Origin of the sequence: Pseudomonas sp. NY5710 (genome assembly GCF_013305665.1) — a bacterium.
In the GTDB taxonomy this organism is placed as follows: Bacteria; Pseudomonadota; Gammaproteobacteria; order Pseudomonadales; family Pseudomonadaceae; genus Aquipseudomonas; species Aquipseudomonas juntendi.
In genome coordinates, this window is record NZ_CP045554.1 from 4,632,606 (window position 1) to 4,654,841 (window position 22,236).

The window sequence follows — 22,236 nt, forward strand, 5'->3', positions numbered from 1 at the left end:
GGCCGGGGTTTGTCTGTGTCGCGTAACGTTGCAAGCTGGACACGCTGCTATGAAAACAGGTGTTTATCCGCCCGCATAGATCTTTTTACGCAGCTTCTCGAATTTCTTCGAGGGCGCAGTCGATCCATGCAACGCCCGCCTTGATGATCTCCCGCGCCTTGCGCTCTGACATTCCCGCCTCCCGGCCAACCCGCATGGCCGGGTGCTTCGAACCGTAGTAAGCCCATACGAAATCACCCATCTGCTGGTTGCGCTTCGTCAGCCTGGCCACGGCGCCGTCGATGATCAGCGCCAGGTCGTCTGTGATGACATACTGCCGAGCACCACCCTCGCTGGGTACGTTGTCGCGCATGAGCGCATAGAGTGGCGACACGTATCGTGGCACCCCCATCTCACTCATTCGCCACCAGCCCCACTGCTCGAGCATGTACTCGGTATCACCCAGCGCCTTGTCCACGTAGGTTCGTTTCTTCATGCAGCCCTCCGGGGCGTTGGGTCAGTGTCCAGGCCGAACAGTTCGCGCAGCAGCTTGTCAGCGTGTTTGTTCCTGGCGTTGCCTTCGGTGATCCAGCCCTTGGCGAACTGCTCGAACCCCACGTTGGCGCGCGCAGCGTGCCAGTCGGCCACGATGTCCATCAGCGCGGCCGAAGCGATCCGGCCATTGTTCTGCTCCAGCAGCATGCGGTTGCCAACCTTGAGGAACTTGCACTCCACGGCAGTCAGGCTCTTGCGCGGCAACGCCGCAGTGACGTTGCTCATCGCATCATCTCCAGTTCTTCGTCCACCACCCGCACGCACTCGTCGAACACCTCCTTCGGCACCCGGGCGTTCAGCTCGCGGAGGATGGCCTTGTCGCGGGCCTGCCAAGCCGGGCAATTGCGCCTGGCCTCGACCCGCAGCGCCTTCATGTGCTGCATCAGGCGCTGGCGGTCGCGATTGATGTGCTTCAGCGCTGCTTTGGCGCGGTGGTACCAGTCAGGGTTGGAATATTTGCCCTCGGCAACTGCCCTGCCCTTGGCCTGGCCGATCTGGCACTCCAGGCGGATGGCGTCACGGCACAGGATTTCTTCCAGCTCTTCGCACTCAGCAAGGGTGGCCGGTAGCTCGGTCGGGGCGCGGGGGGTGGTGCTGGGCACTGGGGTATTGCCAGTGGCAACAGGCTGCTCGGTGCCGACACGCTTCGTCACTCTCACCGACACGACCGGGGTTGCAGATTTGCCAGAGCCAGCGCGTGGCCACAGATCAGAAAGTTTCATGGTGCTTGCTCCCCTTACGGTGCTTGGAGAAATTCAGAACGCGCCCCATCTCGACCTCATCGTCAGGCGGGAGGCGGTTACCGGCAAAGTTGACGAAGCGGGCGTACTGCCCTTGGCGCTGGACCAGGCACGATCCCTGCGGAGCCTGGCGCCCCTTGTCGAGGATCAGCTCAGTGACGCCCTGCTCACCCGCCTCCGACTCCGGGTCGTGGTGCACAAGGATCACCGCATCGGCGTCCTGTTCGATCTGGCCAGAGTCACGCAGGTCGCTGGCCTGGGGCTTCTTGCCGGGGCGGCTCGCCGGGTTTCGGTTGAGCTGCGCCAGCACCAGCACCGGCACGCTCAACTCCTTGGCCAGGTTCTTCAGGGCGATGGAGACTTTTGCCACAGCATCGGCGCGGTTCTGACTCCTGCCTTCGGTGCCCACCAGCCCCAGGTAGTCGATCATCATGATGTCGAGGCCCTTCTCGCGCTGGAGCTTGCGTGCATCCGACCGGATGGCGCTCATCGTCATGCCTGGGGTGTCGTTCAGGTACAACTGGGCAGCCTCGATCTTGCTGCCAGCCGTGCCGATGCGCTGCCACTCGTCCTCATCCAGGCTCTTGACCTCCTCCATGCGGCGCAGATCGACGGCGCCCTGCGAGGCGATGGTACGGATGGTCAACTCCTTCTCGTCCATCTCCAAACTGAAGATCAACCCCACGCCAGCGCCACGGATGGCCACATGATTGACGATCTGTAGGCCCAGCATGGTCTTGCCACTGCCAGGGCGCCCGGCGATCACCACCATGCTCTTGGGGCGCAGGAAGCCGATCAGCTTGTCCAAGTCAGCCAAGCCGGTGGACAGCTTCGGCGGTGCTCGATCGTCCAGCACTTCCTGCATGCCGTCGAAGACCTTGGGCAGCACCTCGGCCATGCGCTTGTACCCGGCCTTTTCGGAACCCTGCAGGTCGCGCAAGTCAGCGATGGACTGCTGGGCCTGGGCGATGATCTCGTCCGGCACCAGGCCGCTTGCAACAGCAGCCTTCGCAGAATGACCAAGGTCGACCACCTGACGGATCACCGCCCACTGCTTGACCTGCTTTGCGTAGGCCATCGCGTTGGCCACCGAGGGCACGTTGCGGCAGAGGTCCACGGCGAATGCAAGGGTGCCCTGCCCGCTCGGCAAAGTTCGCTGCACGTCCCCGACCGTTACCGCGTCGACCGGCAAGCCGCGATCCAAGCATTCACGGATCACATCGAACAGGGCCGCGTGGTCGTCGTAGAGGAAATCGGCACTGGTCATCTGGCTCACGATGTCATCCACAAGCGCGGCGTTGCCATCGAGAGACGCCAGCATGATCGCCCCCAGCACTCCGTGCTCGGCCTCGGGGTATCCCATTACCAGTTCGCTCATGCTTCACCTCGCGCCGAGGCCCAGGTGAACAGGACAGCTGGCCCGCCAGCATCGGTCAGTCGGTCGACAGCACGGTCACCCAGGCATTTGCGCAGGCCGGCCAGGCCCAGGTTGGATACCACGATGGTCGGCATCAGCTGCCGGTACCGCGAGTCGATCACCTCGAACAGCACCTGGCGCTCGAAGTCGCTGCCATGCTGAACGCCTACCTCGTCGATCACCAGCAGATCCGGCTTCAACAGGGAGGCGTACACGTCGCGCTCGGTCTGCTCGGACTTCTTGTCGAAGGTCATCTTGATATCGCGGATGATCTCGATGGCCATGGTGTAGCGCGCAGATGCTCCGTAGCTGCGGATCACCTGCTGGGCAATGGCGCAGCTCAGGTGAGTCTTCCCGGTGCCCACGCTGCCCAGCAGCAACATCGAGCGACCCAGCTCCCAGTTGCGCTCGAAGCCATTCACGTAGTCGCTGCACTCGTTCAGCGCCACGGCCTGCCCTTCGGTTTCGGCGCGGTAGGTTTCCAGAGTTGCACTGCGAAAGCGCAGCGGGATTTCAGCGGCCATCAGGCTGACATTCATCGCCCAGTCGCGCCGCAAAGCTTGCGCCGGCTTGCGGATCGTCTCGTCAGCCGAGTGCAGTGCGTCGAATTGGCAGCGCGTGCACCCTTGCCAGAAGTGGTCGCCCGAAAATGACTCGATCAGCTCATCAGTGAAATCGCCGTGCTCGCGGCACTGGCCAGGCTTGAATTCAAGAGTTCGTGGAGTGGTCATGGTCGTGCTACCCGGTAAGTCCCGTCAGGCTGGCGAACAAACCCTTCGGTGTGGTCAATCTTGTCGAGGTCGGTGTGGTGCGACTGATGGCTGGCGCCAGCAGTCGGTAGCTCGTCTTCCCAGCGCTTGCCGTTCAGCCAGGTGGCCGCGTGAGGAATGAACTGGCCGCCATCCTTGGTCCAGTCAGGCGACTTGCTCCAAGCAGCCAGGGCGGTGCCCATGCGGTTGAACAGGGCTGTATCCACCTTGAGCTTTGCCCAGGCCTTCTCGGCTTTGTCCTTCCCGACCTTTCGCGGGTAGAGTTTCCAGAACCGCTCAAACTCAACTACCGACTCTCCCGAGTTGCACGAGGGTTTTTCAGTCCTTGCTGGTTTTTTCAGTACTTGCTTACCTTCAATACTTACTAGTGTCGGATTTGCCGGATACGGCTGAGCCGGATACGGTGTTGCCGGATACGGTGAATCCGGAAGCGGTGTTTCTGAGACGATGTAGTTGATTTCGCCCAGCACGCCGGCTTCAGAACGATCCTGGCGACGGGCAACGTACCCGGCGTTGATCAGTTCCTGGAGAAGGCCGTAGACCCCGTCTCGACCGGTGGGCTTAGCGGAGCTGGAGGTCTCGCCGCGCAGGTGCGCAACCGAGATCTCCCAGTGGTCAGGCTTACCCAGCAGGAACACCAACAACCCACGGGCCGCCCAGCTAAGCCGGGCATCCTCGCTGATGGCCTTGTTCAGCATGTAGAAGTTCGCCTCGGGGCGAGGCGCACGAATGATGCTCATACAGATACCTCGACTCGCCCGCCCTTGCTGGTATTACAAGGCCGACAGAGGGTTTGGAGATTTTCAATGGTCGCCTCACCTCCCAGCACTTCGGGGAAGATGTGATCGGCACACAGCTCACGGTGCGAGCCACATCGGACGCACCGGTACATATCGCGCTCCATCACTGCTGTGCGCAGGCGATCCGGAACTTTCTTCTTCCGGTAGGCGGTCTTCTGGCCCTCGCGAGCCCCGAACAGCGCTTGTTTGAGGATTTGCACCAGACGACCACCCTCACCATCGCCCTGGCGGGCGACGTACATCAGCAGGTCGCGGTTTTCATCCATGTAGGCGCAGAAGTTGTCGATAGCTTCTGTTTCTTTCGCGGCGATCGCTTCGAAGTACCGGTCACGGTCCTCGTAGATCACGCCGTCGACTTCACCAAAGTAAACGGGTTTCCGCAGGAGTTGATCGATGCTCACAGGTCAAGCTCCTCTGTGATGCGGCGCACAAAGGCGTCGTAGCTCTCGGTCATCTCGAAGCCGTTGTCTTCCATGGCGCGTCGACCAGCCTTGGCCAGTTCGTAGATCGTCCAGCGCTCGCGCTCTGGAAAGCCCTTGAACTGGCTGTAGGTAGGCCAGGGGCCGGTGATGATCGACGCGCCAGCGAGCTGCTGGAGCGCCTGGGGGGGGGTAGACGGTCTGGTCATTGGAGAGTCTCCGAACCAGCGCCGGTGATCTTGGCAACGTGCTGGGCAAGGTCAGTCAGCGAGCCACCAGAAAGGCGCAGAACGAGCGAACGCAGCGCTGTCACCGCATCCAGCGAAGAAACCCGCGCCTCGGCCATTTCAAGCGCCTGGGGCGAGTGGTTGCTGATCGTCTCGAACACCTTGTCGGCATAGTTGAACGACGCGCTGGCGAGCTGCAGAGTGGTCAGATGGTCGAAAACCTCGGGCCGCAGTGGCTCGCGCAGAGTGTTGACGATCGGAATGCTGAAGGTTGGCGGCTCACCACCCTGCAGCAGATGCCGACGCTCCTGCTCGAGGTGCTCTCCCGAGACGACCGAAGCATCACTGCCGGTCTGTCGCTCGAACAGCACGCTCAACGCCAAGCTGGCGCCGACCAGGCCGACATAGGTTTCGTCAAACTCGCGGATCTTGGCGCCATCGCTGACCACCTCGATTGCGTCCATGACGGCCTCGAAGGACAGCAACATCAGAGCCGCATTGGAGAAGCTCTCGAAGTAGGCCTTGTTGATCACCTTGCTCATTGGGCACGCTCCAGGCGCTCAACCAGGTTGCGCAGCTTGCGCTTGAGCTTCGTTGTGAGAGCACGCTGGTCAAACCAGCGGCTGTACGCCCCCTCGGTGAACTGGACCACACCGCGATACGCCGGGTCTTCGAAGTCGAAACGGGTGCGCTCGCCATTGCCTGGGCGACCGTGAGCCCTGAAGTAGGTCGCATACATCGCGCTCAGCTCGCGCTTCAGGGAGTTGCGCAGAATCTCGGCCTGCTGGAACTCAACAGCCGCCTCGGCGATCAAGGTCATGAGTTGCGCATGGGTAGGCTTGGCTTTCATTCGTGGTCTCCTGCGGCGCCGAACAGTTCGGCCAGGTCAATTTGGTAAACAGCCGTCCAGGCGGCAGCAGGCCAGGAGCGAACCCAGCCGAATCGAGGGTCTTGGACTTTCGGGGCGGACACTCCGTGGCTGTCGCACCAGTTCTTGAGCGGGCGGAAACCCTGGCTGCCGAAACTCCGGTGGGCGGCCTTCTCCACCGCCGTCACGGTCGCGTGCTGACAGCCTCGGCCCAGCTCGTTTTCCAGGTGCTTGACCTTGCGCACCGCTGCGGAAGCCGTGGCCATGGCCGTGGCTTCGCGCCGGTTGCCGATCTCGGCCTTGGTGGCGATGGCATGGTCACGCTGCTCGAGCGCCAGCTGCTCTGAGCGCTTAGAAGCCAGCAGGTGCTCCAGGGCCGTGATGTAGTCGGTGGGCAGCGCTGGCGCCGGCCTGAAGTAGTTGCTGACCAGTTGGCGCTGGACGGACCACGACAAATCGTCGGTGAAAGGCTTGACCAACATCAGATAGCCTTGCTCGGCCATCAGGATCAGCCCGCGGTTGGGCACCTCAATTCCAAAACAACGCAATACATCTTTTTGGCTGGTGTCGGCGAAGAAATAACCCGCCCCTTCAATGAGTCGGTCCTTGTGGGCAGTGAAGGTGCGGCCAGCAGTTCCATCGGGCCGCTCATGCACCTGGTCGATCATCGCCAAGGTGACCACGCGCTGACCGCGATATTCGACGATGGGCAACTGGGTGTTGTGGACGGTGACCAGGTTCATGCATCACCTCCCACATCTTTTGCATCGTGGAAGGCGGCTGCGTTGCGATGCGGCCACATGAAATTGCGTGTATCGAAAACGACACGCTCAAGTAGGCGTTCAAGTTCCCCCGTGACAGGATTTTCGAAGCCGCCCAGCGAAGGCACGACGTGCGCCCAGTACAGGGCCTTGATCAACTTGAATGATTCGCGCGCGTCGTTGAAACGCGCGATATCCGCTGCGGTGAGGGTCACGTCGTGGACGATCTCACCGGACACCGGCGCCAGCACCAGAGCAGTTTGCTTCATCATGCCGCACCTCCCGCGCCACGTTTTGCAACAGCAGGGTTTTGTGGCGCGCTTCCTTCGTACCTGCCGAAAAAACCCAGGCGCGACATCAGCTCATGGCCAGGATCTGCGGCGGTACGAACGGAGCCGACCAGATCCGCCATGTGATCCGCGACAATGCGGCACTCATTGATGTCTTCGTGCGGATGTGCAGCAACCCAGATGACCTTAACCTCCTGGCCTGGGAAAGACAGGCGTAGCATGGCGGCAATCTCTTCCGCCGAGACCTCGTCGCGAATAATGGGCATGGAGAAGCGGGACGCGCCTGGCTCCTTAGCGATCGTCACCACGTAGTACGTGTGCGTGAAAATCACGTCGAGCTCGACCTTATCGACGGAGTTTGTCATTGGGCACCGCCTTGCTCTGAGGCATGCGGGAGTGCGTCGAGATAGGCGTACTCGTGATGGGCATAGAGCGCCTGAGTGCAGAACTCGAGAGCACTGAGCAAATCCTCCCGGTCGCGAGACAACAGCATTTCGCCAAGCTGAGCCTGGTCCTCAAGCAGAACGCGGGCAATGCCATAAGCGCCTTGGGCGGCGCGGAAGCGATGGCGCAGATCAACCAAATGTGGTTTGGGTTGTTGCGCCGGGTTTTGAGTTTTGCTATTTTCTGGATGCGCCATAGCGCCGTCTCCTATTCAAAGACGTTACGAACTAACCACTCCTCCTACAGAGTGGCGTGAGAAACCCGCTTCCTACGGCGGGTTTTTTGTTGCCCGGAGAAAAGTCAGCCGGACAGCAAAAACAGGGATGCCGAGGCCGTCATGGGGAGGCCTGCGCAGCACTGGATAGATTCACAGCAGATTCGTTGGTCTGCTCAATGATAGGGAAAGCCTGTACCTTTTCGTTCAAGGTCGAGGGCTCCTCTGGATACAGGTCGGGGCGTAGCAAGCACCGAGAAACTCCCGAGGCTGCCTCGATGCGCAAGACATGCTTTGGCGGAACGCGACCTGTGGCGCACATGCGCTGAACGTTCTGCGGGGTGCAGCCTAGGGTTTTGGCCAGAGCCGTTTGGCTCCCCACCGCCTTCACGGCTGAAGCCATTGCTTCGGTGCTCATCAGTGGTTCCTGCGGACTTATGACATTGCTGGCAAGCCTACAACCGGCGTTTCCATTTTACAAATCATATTTGCAATGCCAGCTACAACAGGAGGTTGTAAGATAACGCCATGAAGAAACTTGCCGAAATCATCACAGAAGCCCGAAAGAGGGAGCGACTCACTCAGTCGGAGCTGGCGCGCCGACTGGGCTTGACACCTCAAGCAGTCCAGGCTTGGGAGTCAGGGCGATCGACCCCTAAACCATTGATGCTTGTGGATATAGCCGAGGCGTTAAATCTATCGCTGGAAGACCTGGTGAGCACCGCCATCGTCCAGCTGAACGAAGAAAATCCTGGGCGGCGCACGGTGGTAGTGTTCCCGAACAAAGAAGACCCGGCGAAATCCATTGTCGGTAACGCAGAGTATCTCGGGCCACTTGATACCTGGGATGACAGTACCCCATTGGATGACGACGAGGTCTACGTGCCATTCCTCAAGGAAGTGGAGCTTTCCGCAGGTAGCGGTAGGACTGTCGTTGAGCAGTCTCGAGAGAACAGGCTTCGGTTCGGCAAGAGAACTCTTCGGCGGCAAGGCGTACAGCCAAGCGAGGCTGTGTGTGTTTCAGTTACCGGAAACAGCATGGAGCCGGTCCTTCCCGACAAGAGCACCGTTGGGGTTGACAGAGGCACAACTGGCGTTATCGACGGAAAGATGTACGCCATTGATCACGATGGACAGCTCAGGGTGAAGACGCTCTATCGTCTTCCCGGTGGCGGCATTCGCATGCGAAGCTTCAACCGGGACGAGCACCCGGATGAAGAGTACACAGCCGAAGAAATGGCTGAGAAAGGTATTTCGATCCTGGGCAAGGTGTTCTGGTCATCCGTACTCTGGTAGCAGCAGCCCAGCCCCAAAGCAAACCCGCCGCATGCGGGTTTCTTTTTGCCAAAAATTACAAATTCTATTTACAACAAACAAACAGTAGTTGTAATGTTGCGACATCTTCCCTCGGATGGAATCGATCGCATGAACGCACTGACTTTCGGTAACTGGACTGGCAGCCTTGGAATGGGCCTGGCAGAGCGCGAGCTCCAGTGCGTAATGGCCGTTGCTTGCGGGATGACCAGCAAAGAGGTCGCCCACGAGCTCGGTGTAGCGAAGGACACTGTCGACAAACGCCTGCTTGCTGCGAGTACAAAGCTCGGCGTCATCAAGCGGGCTCAGCTGGTAGCCGAGGCGATGCGCCGCCAGATCATCGCCCCTTCGGTCATGGCCCTGATCGCCCTGCTGACGACTCATGCCGTACTCGGCGACGACCAGGCGATGCGGATTCGTCGTGGAGGTAGCGGCGGCGAGCGGAAAGTAGAAACCCGTGTTGCAACCCGGCGCGCTGAATGCGCCCTGGCGGTGGCGTAACGCTGACCGCCTGATCTGATCCACCAAAGATTTTGCGAAAGCCATCAATCGCGGCAGGCCCTCGGCTTGCCCGGAGAAAGCTTCACCAACCCAAGAGGAAACACCCATGTTCGGCAAATTGTTCGGCAAGAAATTCGGCAACGCCAAGGCTGAGCTCAAGAAGGTAGAGAACCGCGACCTCATGCAGGCCATCGTTGGCGGCTGCATTTTGGTGGCAGCTGCTGATGGCGAAATCGAGAAGTCGGAGACCGACAAGATCGATCAGTTGATCCGCTCCAACAAAAACCTCGAGCACTTCGGCGCCGAGATCACCGCGACCCTGGGTCGTCTCACCGAGCAGCTGCAGGCCGGCTTCCGTGTAGGGCGCCTGAACATCCTCCGCGAGATCCGCGACATCAAGAACAACCCGGCAGACGCCGAGGAGGTGTTCGTCAACATGATCACCGTCGCCGAAGCCGATGGCGAGATCGAGCCGGAGGAGTTGAAGGTACTGACGGAGATCGGTCGTGAGCTGGGCCTGCGTCTGTCCGACTTCGGGATCGAGGCGTGAAGCGCAAGCACATTGGTCTGGGCGCCGTGGCGGGGCTTGCCCTGTCCTGCCTAGCAATCACCGCTGCGGTGAACTGGGGATCGTGCCAGTGGTACGGCTACCAGACCGAGCGGCAGACCAAGTTTGCGCCCTATGTCGGCTGCATGGTGAAGACGCCAGGCGGCTGGGTTCCTCGCAACGAGCTGCGCACGACGCAGTGAATGGAAGGGCGGCGAGCGCCGCTCTCCCCCACAAGGAGTTCTGACCATGTTGATCCTCACCCGCCGCGTAGGCGAAACCATCCGCATCAACGATGACATCAGCGTCACAGTGCTGGGTGTAAAGGGCAGCCAGGTTCGCCTGGGAATCCAGGCACCAGAAGGCGTAGCTGTGCACCGCGAGGAAATCTTCGAGCGCATCCAGGCCGGTCTTCAGCAATCGGCGCCGGCAAATCAACCTGAGCCCGACCGGTCCGAACCGCTGTACGCCAACCGCACCGAATCGGAGTGGCGCCAGCTGCTGGCAGAAGAAGCTGAGCAGCTCAAGGGGAATGAGCAGCCGGAGAAGAACCATGACGCAGCCTGATCGCATCACCCTGGTGCTGCGCGCACCTGAAGGCGGCACCCTTGAACACATCCTGCCCTTCGCTCAGCTCGGCGCCCACGTGTACATCGGACGCGGCCTGGCAGTGATCGCCGGCGCCAGACAAGGCGATCTGCAAGATGCCCTGGCTATCCGTGATGAAGTTCTTGATGAGGTGTTGAACGAAGTGCCCCACGGGTGGGGTGCCTCGTTTAGCGATAGCGAGTTGGCCGGCCGAATCCGCACCATCCTGATCTCTGGGGTGATCGGCCTACGGGATGGAAATACCACTTTCAACATCGACGACCACGTTCGCATGGCTGCTGACGCCAAGCGCTATCGCTTTCTCCGAGACCGCGAGCGCATCGAAGACCCAGACGAAGACCTGCTGGTGGTGCGCGGCGATAACTGGCTATCCGGCGAAGAGCTGGACCAGGAGATCGACACCGCACTGCGCGTGCAGGCCATGCAGCAGCAGGTGGTGCAGGACACGCAGGAGCAGCAGCCATGAAGCAAGTCGACCTGCTCCTGCTGCTGTGGGATGCCCTGCAGCAGCGCCATACCACATTTGGCCAAGTGCTCGACCTGGCTGCCGCCTGCGGCCTGGAGGGACGGCGAGTGCTGGCCGACCACTTCCGGAGGCTGCCATGAATAAGCGCCGATCTATCAACCCCGCCGCCCTCCCCGCGGTGGGTCAGTCCCTGGGTGGCGGCTTCTTCGCCGGCCGGATCTTCTTCGACAGCGCCGAGCACGCGGTGATCGATGCAGGCCGAGATTTCGAGGTGGCCGCCCACTGGTGGCAGGAGGAAGGCCCACGCCCACGCATCCGAGCCGCCACATCCCGCTTCGACGGAATGGCCAACACCCAGGCCATGGCCGCCGAGGGCAGCGCCATCGCCCGCAAGGTGCTGGGAATGAACATCCGCGGTACCTGGGGCTGGCACATCCCGTCGATCGAGGAGCTGCAGGTGCTGCGCTGCAACCTGCTGCAACTGCCGGACTGGGGACACGATGGTTTGTACACGGTCAGGGATGCTGCCCAGGCGTTTGGCCTGAGCGAGTACTGGAGCAGCAGCCAAAAGTCGAACGCAGCGACTGCCTGGTGCCTGCACATGCTGCCTTGCTGCGTGCCCGATACGAACTGGGTGAGCAAGTGCAAGGGCGTCAGGCCGGTGCGCACCCTGCTGATCAGTCAGGAGGCTTACGTGCATGAGCCATCTACCGATGTGACCGTACCCAGCGCCGATCTGCGCGGTTTGGCCAACCAGCAGGCGGTGGCCACCGTGCTCGAGCGGTTCGTGAACGAGGACACCGGTAAGTTCTACGGGCGAGCCGAGGCACTGGTGGCTGAGCTGGCTGCGCTGGCTCTGCCTGCCGTGACAGACCGCCGTGACAACCCGAACCTGATGCATCAGGTGGAGTAGATCAATGCGCTACATGACCGTCAGAAAATTCGCCAGCGAGTCTGGCTACACCGAGGACGCGATCCGCTCAAAGATCCGCGACGGCATCTGGCGGCTTGGTGAGATTTGGCTGAAAGCTCCGGATGGCCGGACGCTGATTGACATGGAAGGATATGAATCATGGGTAGAGGCGGGAGCGGGGTCAGGGCAGTCTCAGACTCGAGCATCGAGATCACGTTCATGTACCGGGGTGTTCGGTGCCGCGAGCGCGTCGCGCTCAAGCCCACCGCCACTAATCTGAAAAAGGCCCAGCAGCACAAGGCGGCTATCGAGCACGCAATTGCTCAGGGGACGTTCGACTACGCCGTCACGTTTCCAGGATCAGCGCGAGCGGCCAAGTTCGCGCCGGAGTCAAGCCGGGAGACTGTTGGCGGCTTCCTCACGCGTTGGCTTGAAGCGAAGAAGAAACACGTCTCCAGCAGCACGTTCGAGGGCTACCGGAAGATCGTCGAGCTAAGGCTTGTGCCGGCCCTGGGTCACCACTTGGTGGTGGACTTCAAACGCAAGATGGTTCGGGATTGGCTAGACGGTCTGAAGGTCAGCAACAAAACGCTGAGCAACATCCAGAGTTGCCTGCGCTCGGCGCTGAACGACGCGGTCGACGAAGAGCTCCTCGACACTAATCCGTTGGCCGGTTGGACATATGCCAGGAAAGAGGCACCGCCTCGAGATGATGATGTGGACCCATTCTCGCCCGAGGAACAGCAGGCAATTCTGGCGGCATTGACCGGCCAGGCGCGCAACATGGTGCAGTTCGCGCTGTGGACCGGCCTGCGAACCAGCGAACTGGTGGCATTGGATTGGGGAGACGTAGACTGGGTACGGGGAGAAGTGATGATCAGCCGTGCTATGACCCAGGCAGCGGGTGGGGAGGCCGAGGTCACCAAGACAGCAGCAGGACGGCGCTCTGTGAAGCTGCTGCGCCCCGCCCTTGAAGCGCTCACAGCGCAGAAGGCGCATACGTTCTTGGCTGATGCTGAAGTATTCCAGAACCCCCGGACGCTTGAACGCTGGGCCGGGGACCAGCCAATCCGCAAGACAATGTGGCACCCGGCAATGAAGAGGGCCGGCGTTCGATACCGGCGCCCATATCAGACACGGCACACCTATGCGTCGATGATGCTGTCGGCTGGGGAGCACCCTATGTGGGTGGCCAGACAGATGGGACACAGTGACTGGACTATGATTGCGCGGGTATACGGAAGATGGATGCCTGCTGCAGACACGTGCGCAGGAGCCAAAGCGGAATCTCTATGGCAGCCAAAGGAGGGAAGCGCAGATGATGGATACGCCACAAAAGCCGATAAAACTAGCTCGCAACTCGCAGGGAGATCTGGGGCCTAAAGACTGGATCAAAGAGGGAGACGGCCTGTACGTTAGCGCACGCCACTTGTGGGCGTCGTGGGTAGTAAAGTCACGTAAATTTGAAAATTTACGTGACTTCAAAAACATGAGACGGGAGTTTATAAATCACGTAAATGTCAGCAACGGGTTTCCAAAGGCCTCAATCCTGCTAATCGGATACTGCGTTGAAATGTACCTCAAAGCTGGGCTAACAAAACTATTTATAGGCTATCCAGACGATTCATTTCGTAGTCAGCTAAGAAGCTACTCCCATAACTTCCGAGCCATCGCCTCGGACTTGCTGACCAATATTAGCCATCAGCAGATAAGTGATTTAGATTCGCTCAAAAATTTTGTTCTTAATGATGCCAGATATCCAGTGGAGGGCGGAGAAAACGAAGAGTATGTCAATAGCTATAACAAAAGGTACAGAAAGATTTTTAATGCGAACTCTTTCAAGCGCTATTGCATGCTGGCCAAACACATAAAACATGAGGTTGGAAAAATCGATTCAGACAGTTCAAATCCTTGCAGCCATAAATCTTGGGAAGTCGGACAAGACGGCTTTCTTTGCTACCGCTATGGTGGCAATCTTCCACCGAGAATCACCTATCGAAATTGTTCATCAGAACCTCTCCAGGATGATGTAGTCGGAGAGGTCAAGGATTTGATGGAGCAAAATGACATTCATATCCCGGGGAGATTCGCCGACTACATGCTGTTCGTTGAGGTAGTCAAGCAGAATGGGATAAGGCAACTGAAAAAGAAACGGTAATGACAGCGTTATGCCAGCCTTGACGCTCAAGGCGGCATGAAACTTTGATTAGACGGGGGTTCAAATCCCCCCGGCTCCACCAAATAATCATCTAAAGACGTCCACGGACGTCTTTTTTTGTGCCTGTAACCCAGTAAATACGGGGCTTTCAGCGCTATCAGCCTCCACAGACGTCCATGAGCAGCCACGCCTTTTGGCATTCCAAATGGCATTCCAAGCCCGTAGGTGCTAATTTTTGGAATGCCAAAATCAATTCTGGAATGCCAATGTGCGCACAAGCTACCCGCCTCACTGAACTCAAAATCAAATCTGCCAAGCCTGCTGAAAAGGACTATGTTCTATTTGATGGCGGCGGGCTTCAAATGCGAGTGAGAAGCAATGGCTCCAAGCTGTGGAACTTCAACTATCGACACCCTGTGACGAAGAAGCGGATCAACATGGGACTGGGAACCTTCCCTGAAGTCTCGTTAGCGCAAGCACGCAAGGGTTCCATTGAAGCGAGGGAAGCACTTGCCCATGGCATCGACCCTAAAGAGAAACGGGATGCTGTGCTGCAAGCTAAACAAGCTGCGACTGAGCACACATTCCGGAATGTGGCGACGTCCTGGTATGAGCTGAAGAAAGATGCTGTGACATCGGCCTACGCTGAGGACATCTGGCGCTCGCTAACGTTGCACGTATTCCCGGACTTGGGCTCCACACCGATCTCAGCCATCAGCGCACCTCAAGTCATCAACCTGCTCCGGCCACTCGAAACCAAGGGCAGCCTTGAAACCGTGAAGCGGCTGACGCAGCGGCTCAACGAGATCATGACTTACGGGGTCAACTCGGGACTGATTCACGCGAACCCGCTCAGCGGTATCCGCTCCGTCTTCAAGAAACCGAAAAAGAAAAACATGGCGGCACTGCCCCCCGATGAGTTGAAAGAACTCATGGTGGCAATAGCCAATGCCAGCATAAAAAGGACAACCCGCTGCCTGATCGAGTGGCAGCTCCACACCATGACCCGGCCAGTCGAGGCAGCAACCACCCGCTGGGCAGATATCGACATAGAGAAGAAGATCTGGACGATTCCTGCGGAGCGCATGAAGAAGCGCCGCACGCACATTGTCCCGCTCACGGAGCAGGCTCTCGCGCTCCTGGAAGCGATCAAGCCCTACAGTGGACATCGGGAGCATGTGTTCCCCGCAGACCGGAACCCTCGTACCCACTGCAACAGCCAAACCGCAAACATGGCACTGAAACGCATGGGTTTCGAAGGACGCTTGGTAAGCCATGGGATGCGCTCTATGGCGAGCACCATTCTCAACGAGCACGGCTGGGATCCTGAATTGATCGAGGTTGCGCTTGCTCACGTCGATAAAGACGAGGTACGTAGCGCGTACAACCGAGCAGATTACATAGAACGCAGACGCCCTATGATGGCGTGGTGGAGCGACCACATTCAGGAAGCTGCTACAGGCAACCTGTCGGTGTCAGCTATCAGAGATAATCAAGACAAAAAAGTCGTCTCGATACGTTGACCCAACGTCAGCTCTTCGCCAGAAGCGAGCTACGGACATGCTGCCACCTCACAGGGTGTGCCGATGGTGAAGGTCTCATCATGGGCGAGATCAAGACGATTTTCATACGGGACGTGATTGATGCGTTGTCTGCGTCTCTTGACCTGCCACCCGGTCGCGGTAGGGATCCATAGCCCCATGTACTGTGGGTTCACCTGGATCAGCTTGCGCTCAGGACTGCCAGCGTTCCACATTCTTCAGAATGTCATTTTCGCCCTTCCTCATCCCTCTCAAAGCCTTCAGGACCAGTATCCGGTTACTTCTACAGCGATAGATCAATCAAAAATCGGATCCGAAAATATTTCAAACCTATATCACCTCTGTGAACGCCCCGCAGTATCGACTGCTGCTGGGGATTTTGCGTGCCAGCTTCTACCTCGGCACGCTCATCACTTGAGAGGATTTGCACATGTATACCCCTTGCCCAAGCTGTAACTCTGGACGCGTCATCACTAAAAATATCGGTAAACAAACGGGTGGTTTGATTGGCGCCGCAGGTGGTGCAGCCAGTGGCGCCGCCGGTGCCCTGTCAGGTGCGGAAGCCGGCGCGGTACTGGGTGTAGTCGGTGGGCCGGTGGGCATTGCTATTGGCAGCATCGCCGGGGCGATTTTGGGTGGTCTGTTCGGCGGGGCCGCGGGGGGCATTGCCGGGGCCACGCTGGGCGAGCAGATCGACGACAAGGTGCTGGCCAATTACCAATGTCTGGAGTGCGGTTACAGCTTCAGCGTCAACCGTTAAGCCTTTTTGAACGGGCGTCGCTCGTTGATGAAACGACGCTCTTTCCCCTTCATCCGCAAGGAATCATTCTCATGGCTCATCTCGTTGAAACCATGGCCTACGCTGGCGCTACTCCCTGGCATGGCCTGGGCAACAACCTGCCCCGCAAACAACCTATTGAGGTCTGGCAGCGTGAAGCCGGCATGGACTGGGAGATTCAGGAAAGCCCGGTCCATTTTAAGTCTGACGCCATCGGCCACCTGGGCACCATCCATTCCTTCCCCGAGCAGAAAGTGCTCTACCGCTCCGACACCAAGGCCCCTCTGTCGGTGGTCTCGCAGCGTTACCACACCGTGCAGCCGAGAGAGGTGCTGGAGTTCTACCGCGATCTCACCGAGGTATCCGGCTATGAGTTGGAAACGGCCGGCGTGCTCAAGGGTGGTCGCAAGTTCTGGGCGCTGGCGCGCACCGGGCAAGGCGCAACGCTCAAGGGTAACGACCAGGTCAACGGCTACCTCCTGCTCGCCACCTCCTGTGACGGCACCTTGGCTACCACAGCAACGCCAACCACCGTGCGTGTGGTGTGCAACAACACCCTGACCATCGCCTTGGACGGCAGCAGCCGCGCCATCAAGGTGCCCCACAACACTCGCTTTGAACCGAAGACGGTGAAGAAGCAACTGGGCATCGCCGTCTCTGGCTGGGACGAATTTATGTATCGCATGAGGGCTTTGGCTGAACGCAAGGTGCAGTGGCATGAGGCGCTGGGTTTCTTCATGAACGTGATGTGTGAGACCAGCCCAACCGGTGCTCTGCCGGAGCAACTCCCCAATGAGCGAGCCCTGCGCAAGGTGCAGGAGTTGTACGAAGGGCGTGGTCGAGGCAGTCAGCTAGAGTCGGCACGCGGCACCGCTTGGGGCCTGCTGAATGCCGTGACCGAGTATGTCGACCACGAGCGCCGTGCCCGCAGTAACGAGTACCGCCTGGACTCGGCATGGTTCGGTCAGGGGGCGCAGATCAAGCAACGCGCCCTGGATGCCGCTCTGCAACTCGCCGCCTAACCCTCACTCACATCAATCCTCGCGCCCGGTCAGCCTTGTGCTGGTCGGGCGTTTTTATGCCAACAGGTAAAGACGATGAAAGCAACGTCATTGAATAGTAGCACCCGTAAGAAACGCCCTGCCCTGCGCCTGGTCAACACCAAGGAGCTGCCCCGCGAGGACTGGTTGCAGATCCGCAAGCAAGGCATCGGCAGTTCGGATGCCGCCGCTGCAGTGGGTCTGAACCCCTACAAGTCGCAGTTGGAGCTGTGGCTAGAGAAGACCGGTCGCGATGCTGGGCTACCGAAGGCCGATCCTCACGATGAGGAAAGCCCGCTGTACTGGGGCAATGTGCTGGAACCCATCGTGGCCTGGCACTACAGCAAACGCAGCCAGAACAAGGTTCGACGGATCAACGCTGTACTACAGCATCCCGATCCGGCGCTCCCGTGGATGCTCGCCAATATCGACCGCGAGGTAATCGGTGCTCCAGAGGTGCAAATCCTCGAATGCAAAACTGCCGGCATAAACGGGGCGCGCCTCTGGAAAGAGGGCGTGCCCGAATATGTGCAGTTGCAAGTCATGCACCAGCTTGCAGTCACAGGCAAGCAGGCCGCTGATGTGGCGGTGCTGCTCGGTGGCCAGCATCTGGAAATCCATCGCATCACACGCGACGAGGCGCTGATTGCTCGGCTGATTGATCTGGAACGGCTGTTCTGGGATTACGTCATCAGTGACACCCCGCCACCGGCCGATGGCACAGCATCTGCGGAAGCGGCATTGCGCTGCCTCTATCCCGAGGATAACGGACAGACCTTGGACTTCAGCCAGCACCCGGCGCTGACCAGCACCTTCCTGGAGCTCAAGTCAGTTCGTCAGAACATTGCTCAGCAGGAAACGCGTGAGGCGCAGCTCAAGCAAATTCTGCAGCAGGCCATGGGGGAAGCCACCCGTGCAGAGTTTGCTGAGGGCTACATCAGCTGGAAGAAATCCAAGGACAGCATTGGTCTGGATGTCGAACAGATACTCAAAGACAAGCCCTACCTGCAGGCTCGCTACCCCAAGGCCAAAGCAGGCACTCGTCGCTTCCTGCTCGCCTGAAACAACCTGCTCACCCTAGCCACCCGGACCGTTCACGTCCCGGTGGCTTTTTTATTTTCAGATCAAGGAGCACCACCATGCTCAAAGGTTTAGCCATCACTCCGCCGGTACTCGGGCGCATTTCCATCGGTAAGATCGTCGAGAAAAACGGCAAGCGCCTGCCCGAGAAAGATGATCAGTTCACCATCACCTCGCAAGTCCAGAGCCGTGACGGCTGGTTACTGCATCCACTCAATGAGGAACTGCGCAATGGCCTGGATGGCAAGCTGCGCAGCATTCCGATCCGATTGCTGTTCAACGAACCGGACCTCAACTTTCGCGCGGACTACAGCCTGTTCGACCGTACCACCGGCAGACCGTTATGCGTCGGCAACGGTGAAACGTGCAAGCGTTTGACCAAGGACGGCATCCAGTCGCTGCCCTGCCCTTCACCCGATGGCTGCCCAATGGCCCAAGGCAATGCCTGTAAGCCTTACGGTCGGCTGAACGTGGTGATTGGCGATGACGACCCACTGGGCAGTTTTGTCTTCCGGACCACTGGATTCAACAGCATCCGCACCTTGACAGCGCGCCTGCATTACCTGCAAGCCATCTCTGGCAATCGCTTGGCATGTCTCCACCTAGAGCTGCGTCTGCGTGGCAAATCCACTCGTCAGAGCCACGGCACACCGATCTTCTACGTCGACATCACGGTGCGCAGTGGACTGACCTTAGAAGAGGCCTTGCTCGCCGCCAAACAACTGGATGAAAACCGACAAGCCACGGGCTTTGACCAAAGCGCCTTGGATCACGCGGCCCGACAGGGCCTTATCAATGGCGCCTTTGAATACAGCGAGGAGGACACCGACGCCATCGTCGAGGAGTTCTTTCCCACTGCTGAAAACCAACCTAACAACGCCGAGCTCCAACCGCCAGCCCCTTCAAAGCCCTCACTGGCTCAGAAGCTAGAGGTTCAGACTATCCAGCACAGCACTAGGCCTTCAGTCCAGTAACGCTCATCTCAACCTCCCCAGCATGCTTCCCAATTCACACAGGAGTACCGTCATGAAATATCACAAGCTCAAAGCCGGTGAGGCGAGCGGAACCTACGTCATGGAATCACCCGTCACCGAGGCCGATATCCTGCAGATGGCGCAGCAACTGGCCATGAGTCGCCTGTCTAAAGGCCGCGCACTGACTGAGCCGAAGCAGGTCTTCAACCATCTACAAACACTACTGCAGTACCACGAGCACGAAGTTTTCGCCCTCCTGCTACTCGATTCCAAACACCGGGTTATAGGCTTTAGAGAACTGTTCAGAGGCACGCTGGACGGGGCTTGCGTGTACCCACGAGAAGTGGTCAAAATCGCATTGGAACACAACGCTGCGGCCGTCATTATGGTGCACAATCATCCCTCCGGCGATCCAGAGCCCAGTCAAGCTGATCGTACCTTGACCACCACCCTCAAGAACGCTTTGAACATGGTCGGCACCCGCATCTTGGATCATGTGGTGGTTGGCCATGAAGGTTGCGTCTCGTTGGCTGAACGAGGTCTTTTGTAGAAAGATATCATAATGCCTCCATGGTGATCTTTGGGCTCAGCGCAAAGATCACCATGGAGGGAGCTGATTTGACGCCTTATTTTTTTGCGTCGGTGCCCCGACTGGGGCTACTCATTTGGGCTTAGAGCCCGCGTCCATCATTTTGTCATCGAGCTTTTCCAGCCCAGCCAGCAGTGTGCGGCCGATAAAGCGACTAGGGGCGGAAGCGAGCACCTTGTAGCCCAGCTCTGCGGTGCCCACCAGCGCTCGTGCTGTGCCTTCGATGGCCACGCCTGCTCCTGCAAACAGGGCCTCTACGCCGTCGCCGCCGTTTTCATAGTACTCTGCGGCATGGTTGATGCCCTGGATGGTGGCAAACAGCCCGAGCCCGCCGACGGCAGTGAGCAATGCATCGAAGGCAGTGTCCTTGGTGTCGACCACCGAGTCGCCAAGGGCGAGGTCTACCGAATGCTCCAACTCGATATTGCTGAAGCCTGAGTCGATGGCACGGGTCTGCTCGGCCACTTCCGAGGTGGTAATAACCGGGATGTCAGCATCGAGGCTATTAATGTAGGTGGTGCTGGAAGTGGCCTTGATCTGGTAGGCCACACCGTCGATGACGATATCGGTGCCGGGGTTGTTGAAGTGTTCGAAAAGGGCACCCCCGGTATCGGCCGCCACTAGTTTCTCAAAATAGGCGCCTTTGGCCAGGGAGGTCAGCCCAACTAGGCTCTCTGAGGACATGAACAGGGTTTCCAGCCAGATTTCGCTATCACTCATACCAGCAAAGTTGCCGTTGACGCTCCGCAGGGCGTCGTAAATGTTGCCTGCCGTAGTGAAGTCATCCCACAGGGAAAGCGGCACCGACAGGGCTGACAGCATGAACCCGGCCCTGAGCGGCAACTCATTTTCCTGACTCCGAGCCACTTCATGGGCGATGAACTTCTCGATCTGCTGTTGGCTGGTGGTGATGCGTGCTTCGGCGCGGTATTTGAGTTCGGAAAAGTGCTTATCAAGGCGGGTGAAGTCTTCGGCGTGCTGAGTCAGCAACCGTTCATGCATCTTCTTGAGTTGCCTGATGGCCTGATCAATTTCGCTGAAATCTGGGCCATCGGAGTACTTTATCTTGTTCCACCAGGAGAACTTCTCGTAGGTCTCATCCCACTGGTCACTAAGCTGATCACGCCGCTGCTGCAAGCGCTGCAGTGTTTCGCGTACGGTGCTTTCTGCCTGGATCAGCGGTGTCCGGCTACGGATGGCCTGCAGGTGCTGCCGGCACTGGTTATGTGCGTTTGCCACATAGGCCGCCAGGCTCTGCTGTAGATACTGCCGGGTGAGCCCCTCCAAGTGCTGCTCCAGCTGTGGCTGAAGTGCGTGCAGCGCACTTATGTTCAGGGGACTCTGCCCGGCCTGCTCCCGAGCAACAGCCAATGCCTGTCGAACCGACGACAGCTCGCGGGGGGCGAGGATTCTCTGGAGTGAATCAACCACCTTGGCATAACGCTGGAGATGCATCCAATGGAAAAAGCAGACGCCCCATGCGAGTAGCCCGAGCAGCAACAACAAAACCGCTAGCGACGCAAGCAGCCAGCGCGGCTCAATCTGCTGGCCAGCCGACAGGAGGGGAGTCGCAGGCAGCCACTGCATGACAGCGAACATCAGCAGCCCCAGTGCATTCAGCCCCAGCGCTTGCCGCAAACGCTGGTGGCAGGCTTGACGGCATTGCAGTAATTCGGGTGTGGTGATGACTGTCACTGGAAGGCTCTCTGTAATGGCGCCCGGCAGGAGGCTGGGGCGGTGCGCGAGGGCACAGACAAGGCTGGCGAATGCGGCCTGGCTGGCTCTGAAATACGTCAGAGTCGAAAGGGGATAGGTCACTGGATGTACTACTTCACTCACCTGTGGCCCTCCCTGAACAGATCCTTGGATGTTCTTTTTTTCCCAGTCAGGCAGAATCCACTGCCCAATTGAACTACAGCCAAACACTGATGAAACTGCTCAACACCTACGACGACCGGGACGAAGCCGAAGCCGCTGCCGAAAAGCTCAGCGGGGAAAAGCGTCTTGCTAGCGAACGCGACGCCACCGTGGTCATCTACAACCTGTTCGGCATACCGAGCTGGGGCAACTTTCATCGTCTCGGCATGTACAACCTGGGCGAACTGAAAAGCCTGCTTGATCGCCGTAAGACCTGGCAGCCGACCGATCAGGCACGACATGCTGAGATCCTCGCCACACTAAAAACCGTCGCCAAGAACTACAGCATCGAAATCCCAGCTCACTGGCAATAGTAGCGGGCGTC

General features: G+C 58.9%; 32 protein-coding genes and 1 pseudogene. 17 read left to right on the top strand and 16 right to left on the bottom strand.

The genetic code is table 11. The annotated features are described in order from the left end of the window. Positions 1–85 precede the first annotated feature (85 nt). The 15 genes from GEV39_RS21380 to GEV39_RS21450 form a co-directional block, all read right to left on the bottom strand. Entirely contained in the window at positions 86–475 is a 390-nt protein-coding gene (locus tag GEV39_RS21380) for an antiterminator Q family protein (protein WP_024717999.1), read from the bottom strand. After that, on the bottom strand, positions 472–759 hold the full coding sequence (locus GEV39_RS21385) for a hypothetical protein (protein ID WP_024717998.1): 288 nt from the start codon (positions 757–759) through the stop codon (positions 472–474). Before GEV39_RS21385 ends, GEV39_RS21380 begins: the two co-directional genes overlap by 4 nt. Further along, positions 756–1,256 carry a hypothetical protein gene (locus GEV39_RS21390; protein WP_173891143.1) on the bottom strand — a complete coding sequence of 167 codons (501 nt, stop codon included), beginning with the start codon at positions 1,254–1,256 and terminating at the stop codon, positions 756–758. Before GEV39_RS21390 ends, GEV39_RS21385 begins: the two co-directional genes overlap by 4 nt. After that, positions 1,243–2,652 (bottom strand): replicative DNA helicase, encoded by a 1,410-nt coding sequence (locus tag GEV39_RS21395; protein WP_173891144.1) that lies wholly within the window; start codon positions 2,650–2,652, stop codon positions 1,243–1,245. The genes GEV39_RS21390 and GEV39_RS21395 overlap by 14 nt, the downstream gene beginning before the upstream one ends. Then, the gene (locus GEV39_RS21400; RefSeq protein ID WP_173891145.1) at positions 2,649–3,422 is read right to left on the bottom strand and encodes an ATP-binding protein; all 774 of its coding nucleotides are present in this window, start codon (positions 3,420–3,422) and stop codon (positions 2,649–2,651) included. The genes GEV39_RS21395 and GEV39_RS21400 overlap by 4 nt, the downstream gene beginning before the upstream one ends. Then, positions 3,419–4,201 carry an LvrA C-terminal domain-related protein gene (locus GEV39_RS21405; RefSeq protein ID WP_173891146.1) on the bottom strand — a complete coding sequence of 261 codons (783 nt, stop codon included), beginning with the start codon at positions 4,199–4,201 and terminating at the stop codon, positions 3,419–3,421. The genes GEV39_RS21400 and GEV39_RS21405 overlap by 4 nt, the downstream gene beginning before the upstream one ends. After that, the gene (locus GEV39_RS21410) at positions 4,198–4,662 is read right to left on the bottom strand and encodes an HNH endonuclease (RefSeq protein WP_218581698.1); all 465 of its coding nucleotides are present in this window, start codon (positions 4,660–4,662) and stop codon (positions 4,198–4,200) included. Before GEV39_RS21410 ends, GEV39_RS21405 begins: the two co-directional genes overlap by 4 nt. Continuing rightward, positions 4,659–4,889 (bottom strand): hypothetical protein, encoded by a 231-nt coding sequence (locus GEV39_RS21415; protein WP_173891147.1) that lies wholly within the window; start codon positions 4,887–4,889, stop codon positions 4,659–4,661. The genes GEV39_RS21410 and GEV39_RS21415 overlap by 4 nt, the downstream gene beginning before the upstream one ends. Beyond that, entirely contained in the window at positions 4,886–5,449 is a 564-nt protein-coding gene (locus GEV39_RS21420; RefSeq protein WP_173891148.1) for a hypothetical protein, read from the bottom strand. Before GEV39_RS21420 ends, GEV39_RS21415 begins: the two co-directional genes overlap by 4 nt. Next, positions 5,446–5,757 carry a hypothetical protein gene (locus GEV39_RS21425; protein WP_173891149.1) on the bottom strand — a complete coding sequence of 104 codons (312 nt, stop codon included), beginning with the start codon at positions 5,755–5,757 and terminating at the stop codon, positions 5,446–5,448. Before GEV39_RS21425 ends, GEV39_RS21420 begins: the two co-directional genes overlap by 4 nt. Next, a complete protein-coding gene (locus tag GEV39_RS21430) occupies positions 5,754–6,518 on the bottom strand; it encodes an ORF6N domain-containing protein (protein WP_173891150.1) in 765 nt (254 codons plus the stop codon). The genes GEV39_RS21425 and GEV39_RS21430 overlap by 4 nt, the downstream gene beginning before the upstream one ends. Continuing rightward, a complete protein-coding gene (locus tag GEV39_RS21435; protein WP_173891151.1) occupies positions 6,515–6,808 on the bottom strand; it encodes a hypothetical protein in 294 nt (97 codons plus the stop codon). Before GEV39_RS21435 ends, GEV39_RS21430 begins: the two co-directional genes overlap by 4 nt. Further along, entirely contained in the window at positions 6,805–7,191 is a 387-nt protein-coding gene (locus GEV39_RS21440) for a hypothetical protein (RefSeq protein WP_173891152.1), read from the bottom strand. Before GEV39_RS21440 ends, GEV39_RS21435 begins: the two co-directional genes overlap by 4 nt. Beyond that, the gene (locus GEV39_RS21445; RefSeq protein ID WP_110678101.1) at positions 7,188–7,466 is read right to left on the bottom strand and encodes a hypothetical protein; all 279 of its coding nucleotides are present in this window, start codon (positions 7,464–7,466) and stop codon (positions 7,188–7,190) included. Before GEV39_RS21445 ends, GEV39_RS21440 begins: the two co-directional genes overlap by 4 nt. A 139-nt stretch (positions 7,467–7,605) precedes the next feature. After that, positions 7,606–7,902: a transcriptional regulator gene (locus GEV39_RS21450; protein WP_173891153.1), complete on the bottom strand. Its 297-nt coding sequence runs from the start codon at positions 7,900–7,902 to the stop codon at positions 7,606–7,608. 110 nt (positions 7,903–8,012) lie between these two features. Between GEV39_RS21450 and GEV39_RS21455 the strand changes: the two genes are divergently transcribed. The 16 genes and pseudogenes from GEV39_RS21455 (at position 8,013) to radC (ending at position 19,955) form a co-directional block, all read left to right on the top strand. Continuing rightward, a complete protein-coding gene (locus GEV39_RS21455) occupies positions 8,013–8,780 on the top strand; it encodes a LexA family transcriptional regulator (protein ID WP_173891154.1) in 768 nt (255 codons plus the stop codon). A gap of 129 nt (positions 8,781–8,909) precedes the next feature. Then, positions 8,910–9,299 carry a LuxR C-terminal-related transcriptional regulator gene (locus tag GEV39_RS21460; protein WP_173891155.1) on the top strand — a complete coding sequence of 130 codons (390 nt, stop codon included), beginning with the start codon at positions 8,910–8,912 and terminating at the stop codon, positions 9,297–9,299. A 106-nt stretch (positions 9,300–9,405) separates the two neighbouring features. After that, a complete protein-coding gene (locus tag GEV39_RS21465; protein WP_173891156.1) occupies positions 9,406–9,849 on the top strand; it encodes a tellurite resistance TerB family protein in 444 nt (147 codons plus the stop codon). After that, entirely contained in the window at positions 9,846–10,049 is a 204-nt protein-coding gene (locus GEV39_RS21470) for a hypothetical protein (protein WP_173891157.1), read from the top strand. The genes GEV39_RS21465 and GEV39_RS21470 overlap by 4 nt, the downstream gene beginning before the upstream one ends. 46 nt (positions 10,050–10,095) lie before the next feature. After that, positions 10,096–10,293 (top strand): annotated as a pseudogene (gene csrA, locus GEV39_RS26235) (carbon storage regulator CsrA); the annotation flags it as partial. A gap of 106 nt (positions 10,294–10,399) precedes the next feature. Then, positions 10,400–10,921: a hypothetical protein gene (locus GEV39_RS26240; protein ID WP_249414293.1), complete on the top strand. Its 522-nt coding sequence runs from the start codon at positions 10,400–10,402 to the stop codon at positions 10,919–10,921. Next, positions 10,918–11,061, top strand: coding sequence for a hypothetical protein (locus GEV39_RS21485; RefSeq protein ID WP_173891159.1), 144 nt, complete (start codon positions 10,918–10,920; stop codon positions 11,059–11,061). Before GEV39_RS26240 ends, GEV39_RS21485 begins: the two co-directional genes overlap by 4 nt. Further along, on the top strand, positions 11,058–11,834 hold the full coding sequence (locus tag GEV39_RS21490; RefSeq protein ID WP_173891160.1) for a hypothetical protein: 777 nt from the start codon (positions 11,058–11,060) through the stop codon (positions 11,832–11,834). The genes GEV39_RS21485 and GEV39_RS21490 overlap by 4 nt, the downstream gene beginning before the upstream one ends. A gap of 159 nt (positions 11,835–11,993) precedes the next feature. Continuing rightward, the gene (locus tag GEV39_RS21495) at positions 11,994–13,217 is read left to right on the top strand and encodes an Arm DNA-binding domain-containing protein (RefSeq protein ID WP_249414294.1); all 1,224 of its coding nucleotides are present in this window, start codon (positions 11,994–11,996) and stop codon (positions 13,215–13,217) included. Next, positions 13,153–13,992: a hypothetical protein gene (locus GEV39_RS21500; RefSeq protein ID WP_173891161.1), complete on the top strand. Its 840-nt coding sequence runs from the start codon at positions 13,153–13,155 to the stop codon at positions 13,990–13,992. Before GEV39_RS21495 ends, GEV39_RS21500 begins: the two co-directional genes overlap by 65 nt. A 266-nt stretch (positions 13,993–14,258) precedes the next feature. Further along, positions 14,259–15,515, top strand: a complete 1,257-nt coding sequence (locus GEV39_RS21505; protein ID WP_103518025.1) for an integrase domain-containing protein — start codon at positions 14,259–14,261, stop codon at positions 15,513–15,515. A 448-nt stretch (positions 15,516–15,963) separates the two neighbouring features. Further along, positions 15,964–16,293 (top strand): hypothetical protein, encoded by a 330-nt coding sequence (locus tag GEV39_RS21510; protein ID WP_034100767.1) that lies wholly within the window; start codon positions 15,964–15,966, stop codon positions 16,291–16,293. 71 nt (positions 16,294–16,364) lie between these two features. Continuing rightward, positions 16,365–17,333, top strand: a complete 969-nt coding sequence (locus GEV39_RS21515; protein ID WP_103518024.1) for a DUF932 domain-containing protein — start codon at positions 16,365–16,367, stop codon at positions 17,331–17,333. A gap of 75 nt (positions 17,334–17,408) precedes the next feature. Next, the gene (locus GEV39_RS21520) at positions 17,409–18,413 is read left to right on the top strand and encodes a YqaJ viral recombinase family nuclease (RefSeq protein ID WP_103518023.1); all 1,005 of its coding nucleotides are present in this window, start codon (positions 17,409–17,411) and stop codon (positions 18,411–18,413) included. A gap of 77 nt (positions 18,414–18,490) precedes the next feature. Continuing rightward, positions 18,491–19,405 carry a recombination directionality factor gene (locus tag GEV39_RS21525; protein ID WP_103518022.1) on the top strand — a complete coding sequence of 305 codons (915 nt, stop codon included), beginning with the start codon at positions 18,491–18,493 and terminating at the stop codon, positions 19,403–19,405. A gap of 52 nt (positions 19,406–19,457) precedes the next feature. Continuing rightward, a complete protein-coding gene (gene radC / locus GEV39_RS21530; protein ID WP_173891162.1) occupies positions 19,458–19,955 on the top strand; it encodes a RadC family protein in 498 nt (165 codons plus the stop codon). Positions 19,956–20,066: 111 nt separating this feature from the next. Here the strand turns inward: radC and GEV39_RS21535 are convergent, their stop codons facing one another. Continuing rightward, positions 20,067–21,689 (bottom strand): hypothetical protein, encoded by a 1,623-nt coding sequence (locus GEV39_RS21535; RefSeq protein WP_249414295.1) that lies wholly within the window; start codon positions 21,687–21,689, stop codon positions 20,067–20,069. 233 nt (positions 21,690–21,922) lie between these two features. Between GEV39_RS21535 and GEV39_RS21540 the strand changes: the two genes are divergently transcribed. Beyond that, positions 21,923–22,225, top strand: coding sequence for a hypothetical protein (locus GEV39_RS21540; RefSeq protein ID WP_103518030.1), 303 nt, complete (start codon positions 21,923–21,925; stop codon positions 22,223–22,225). Positions 22,226–22,236 lie beyond the last annotated feature (11 nt).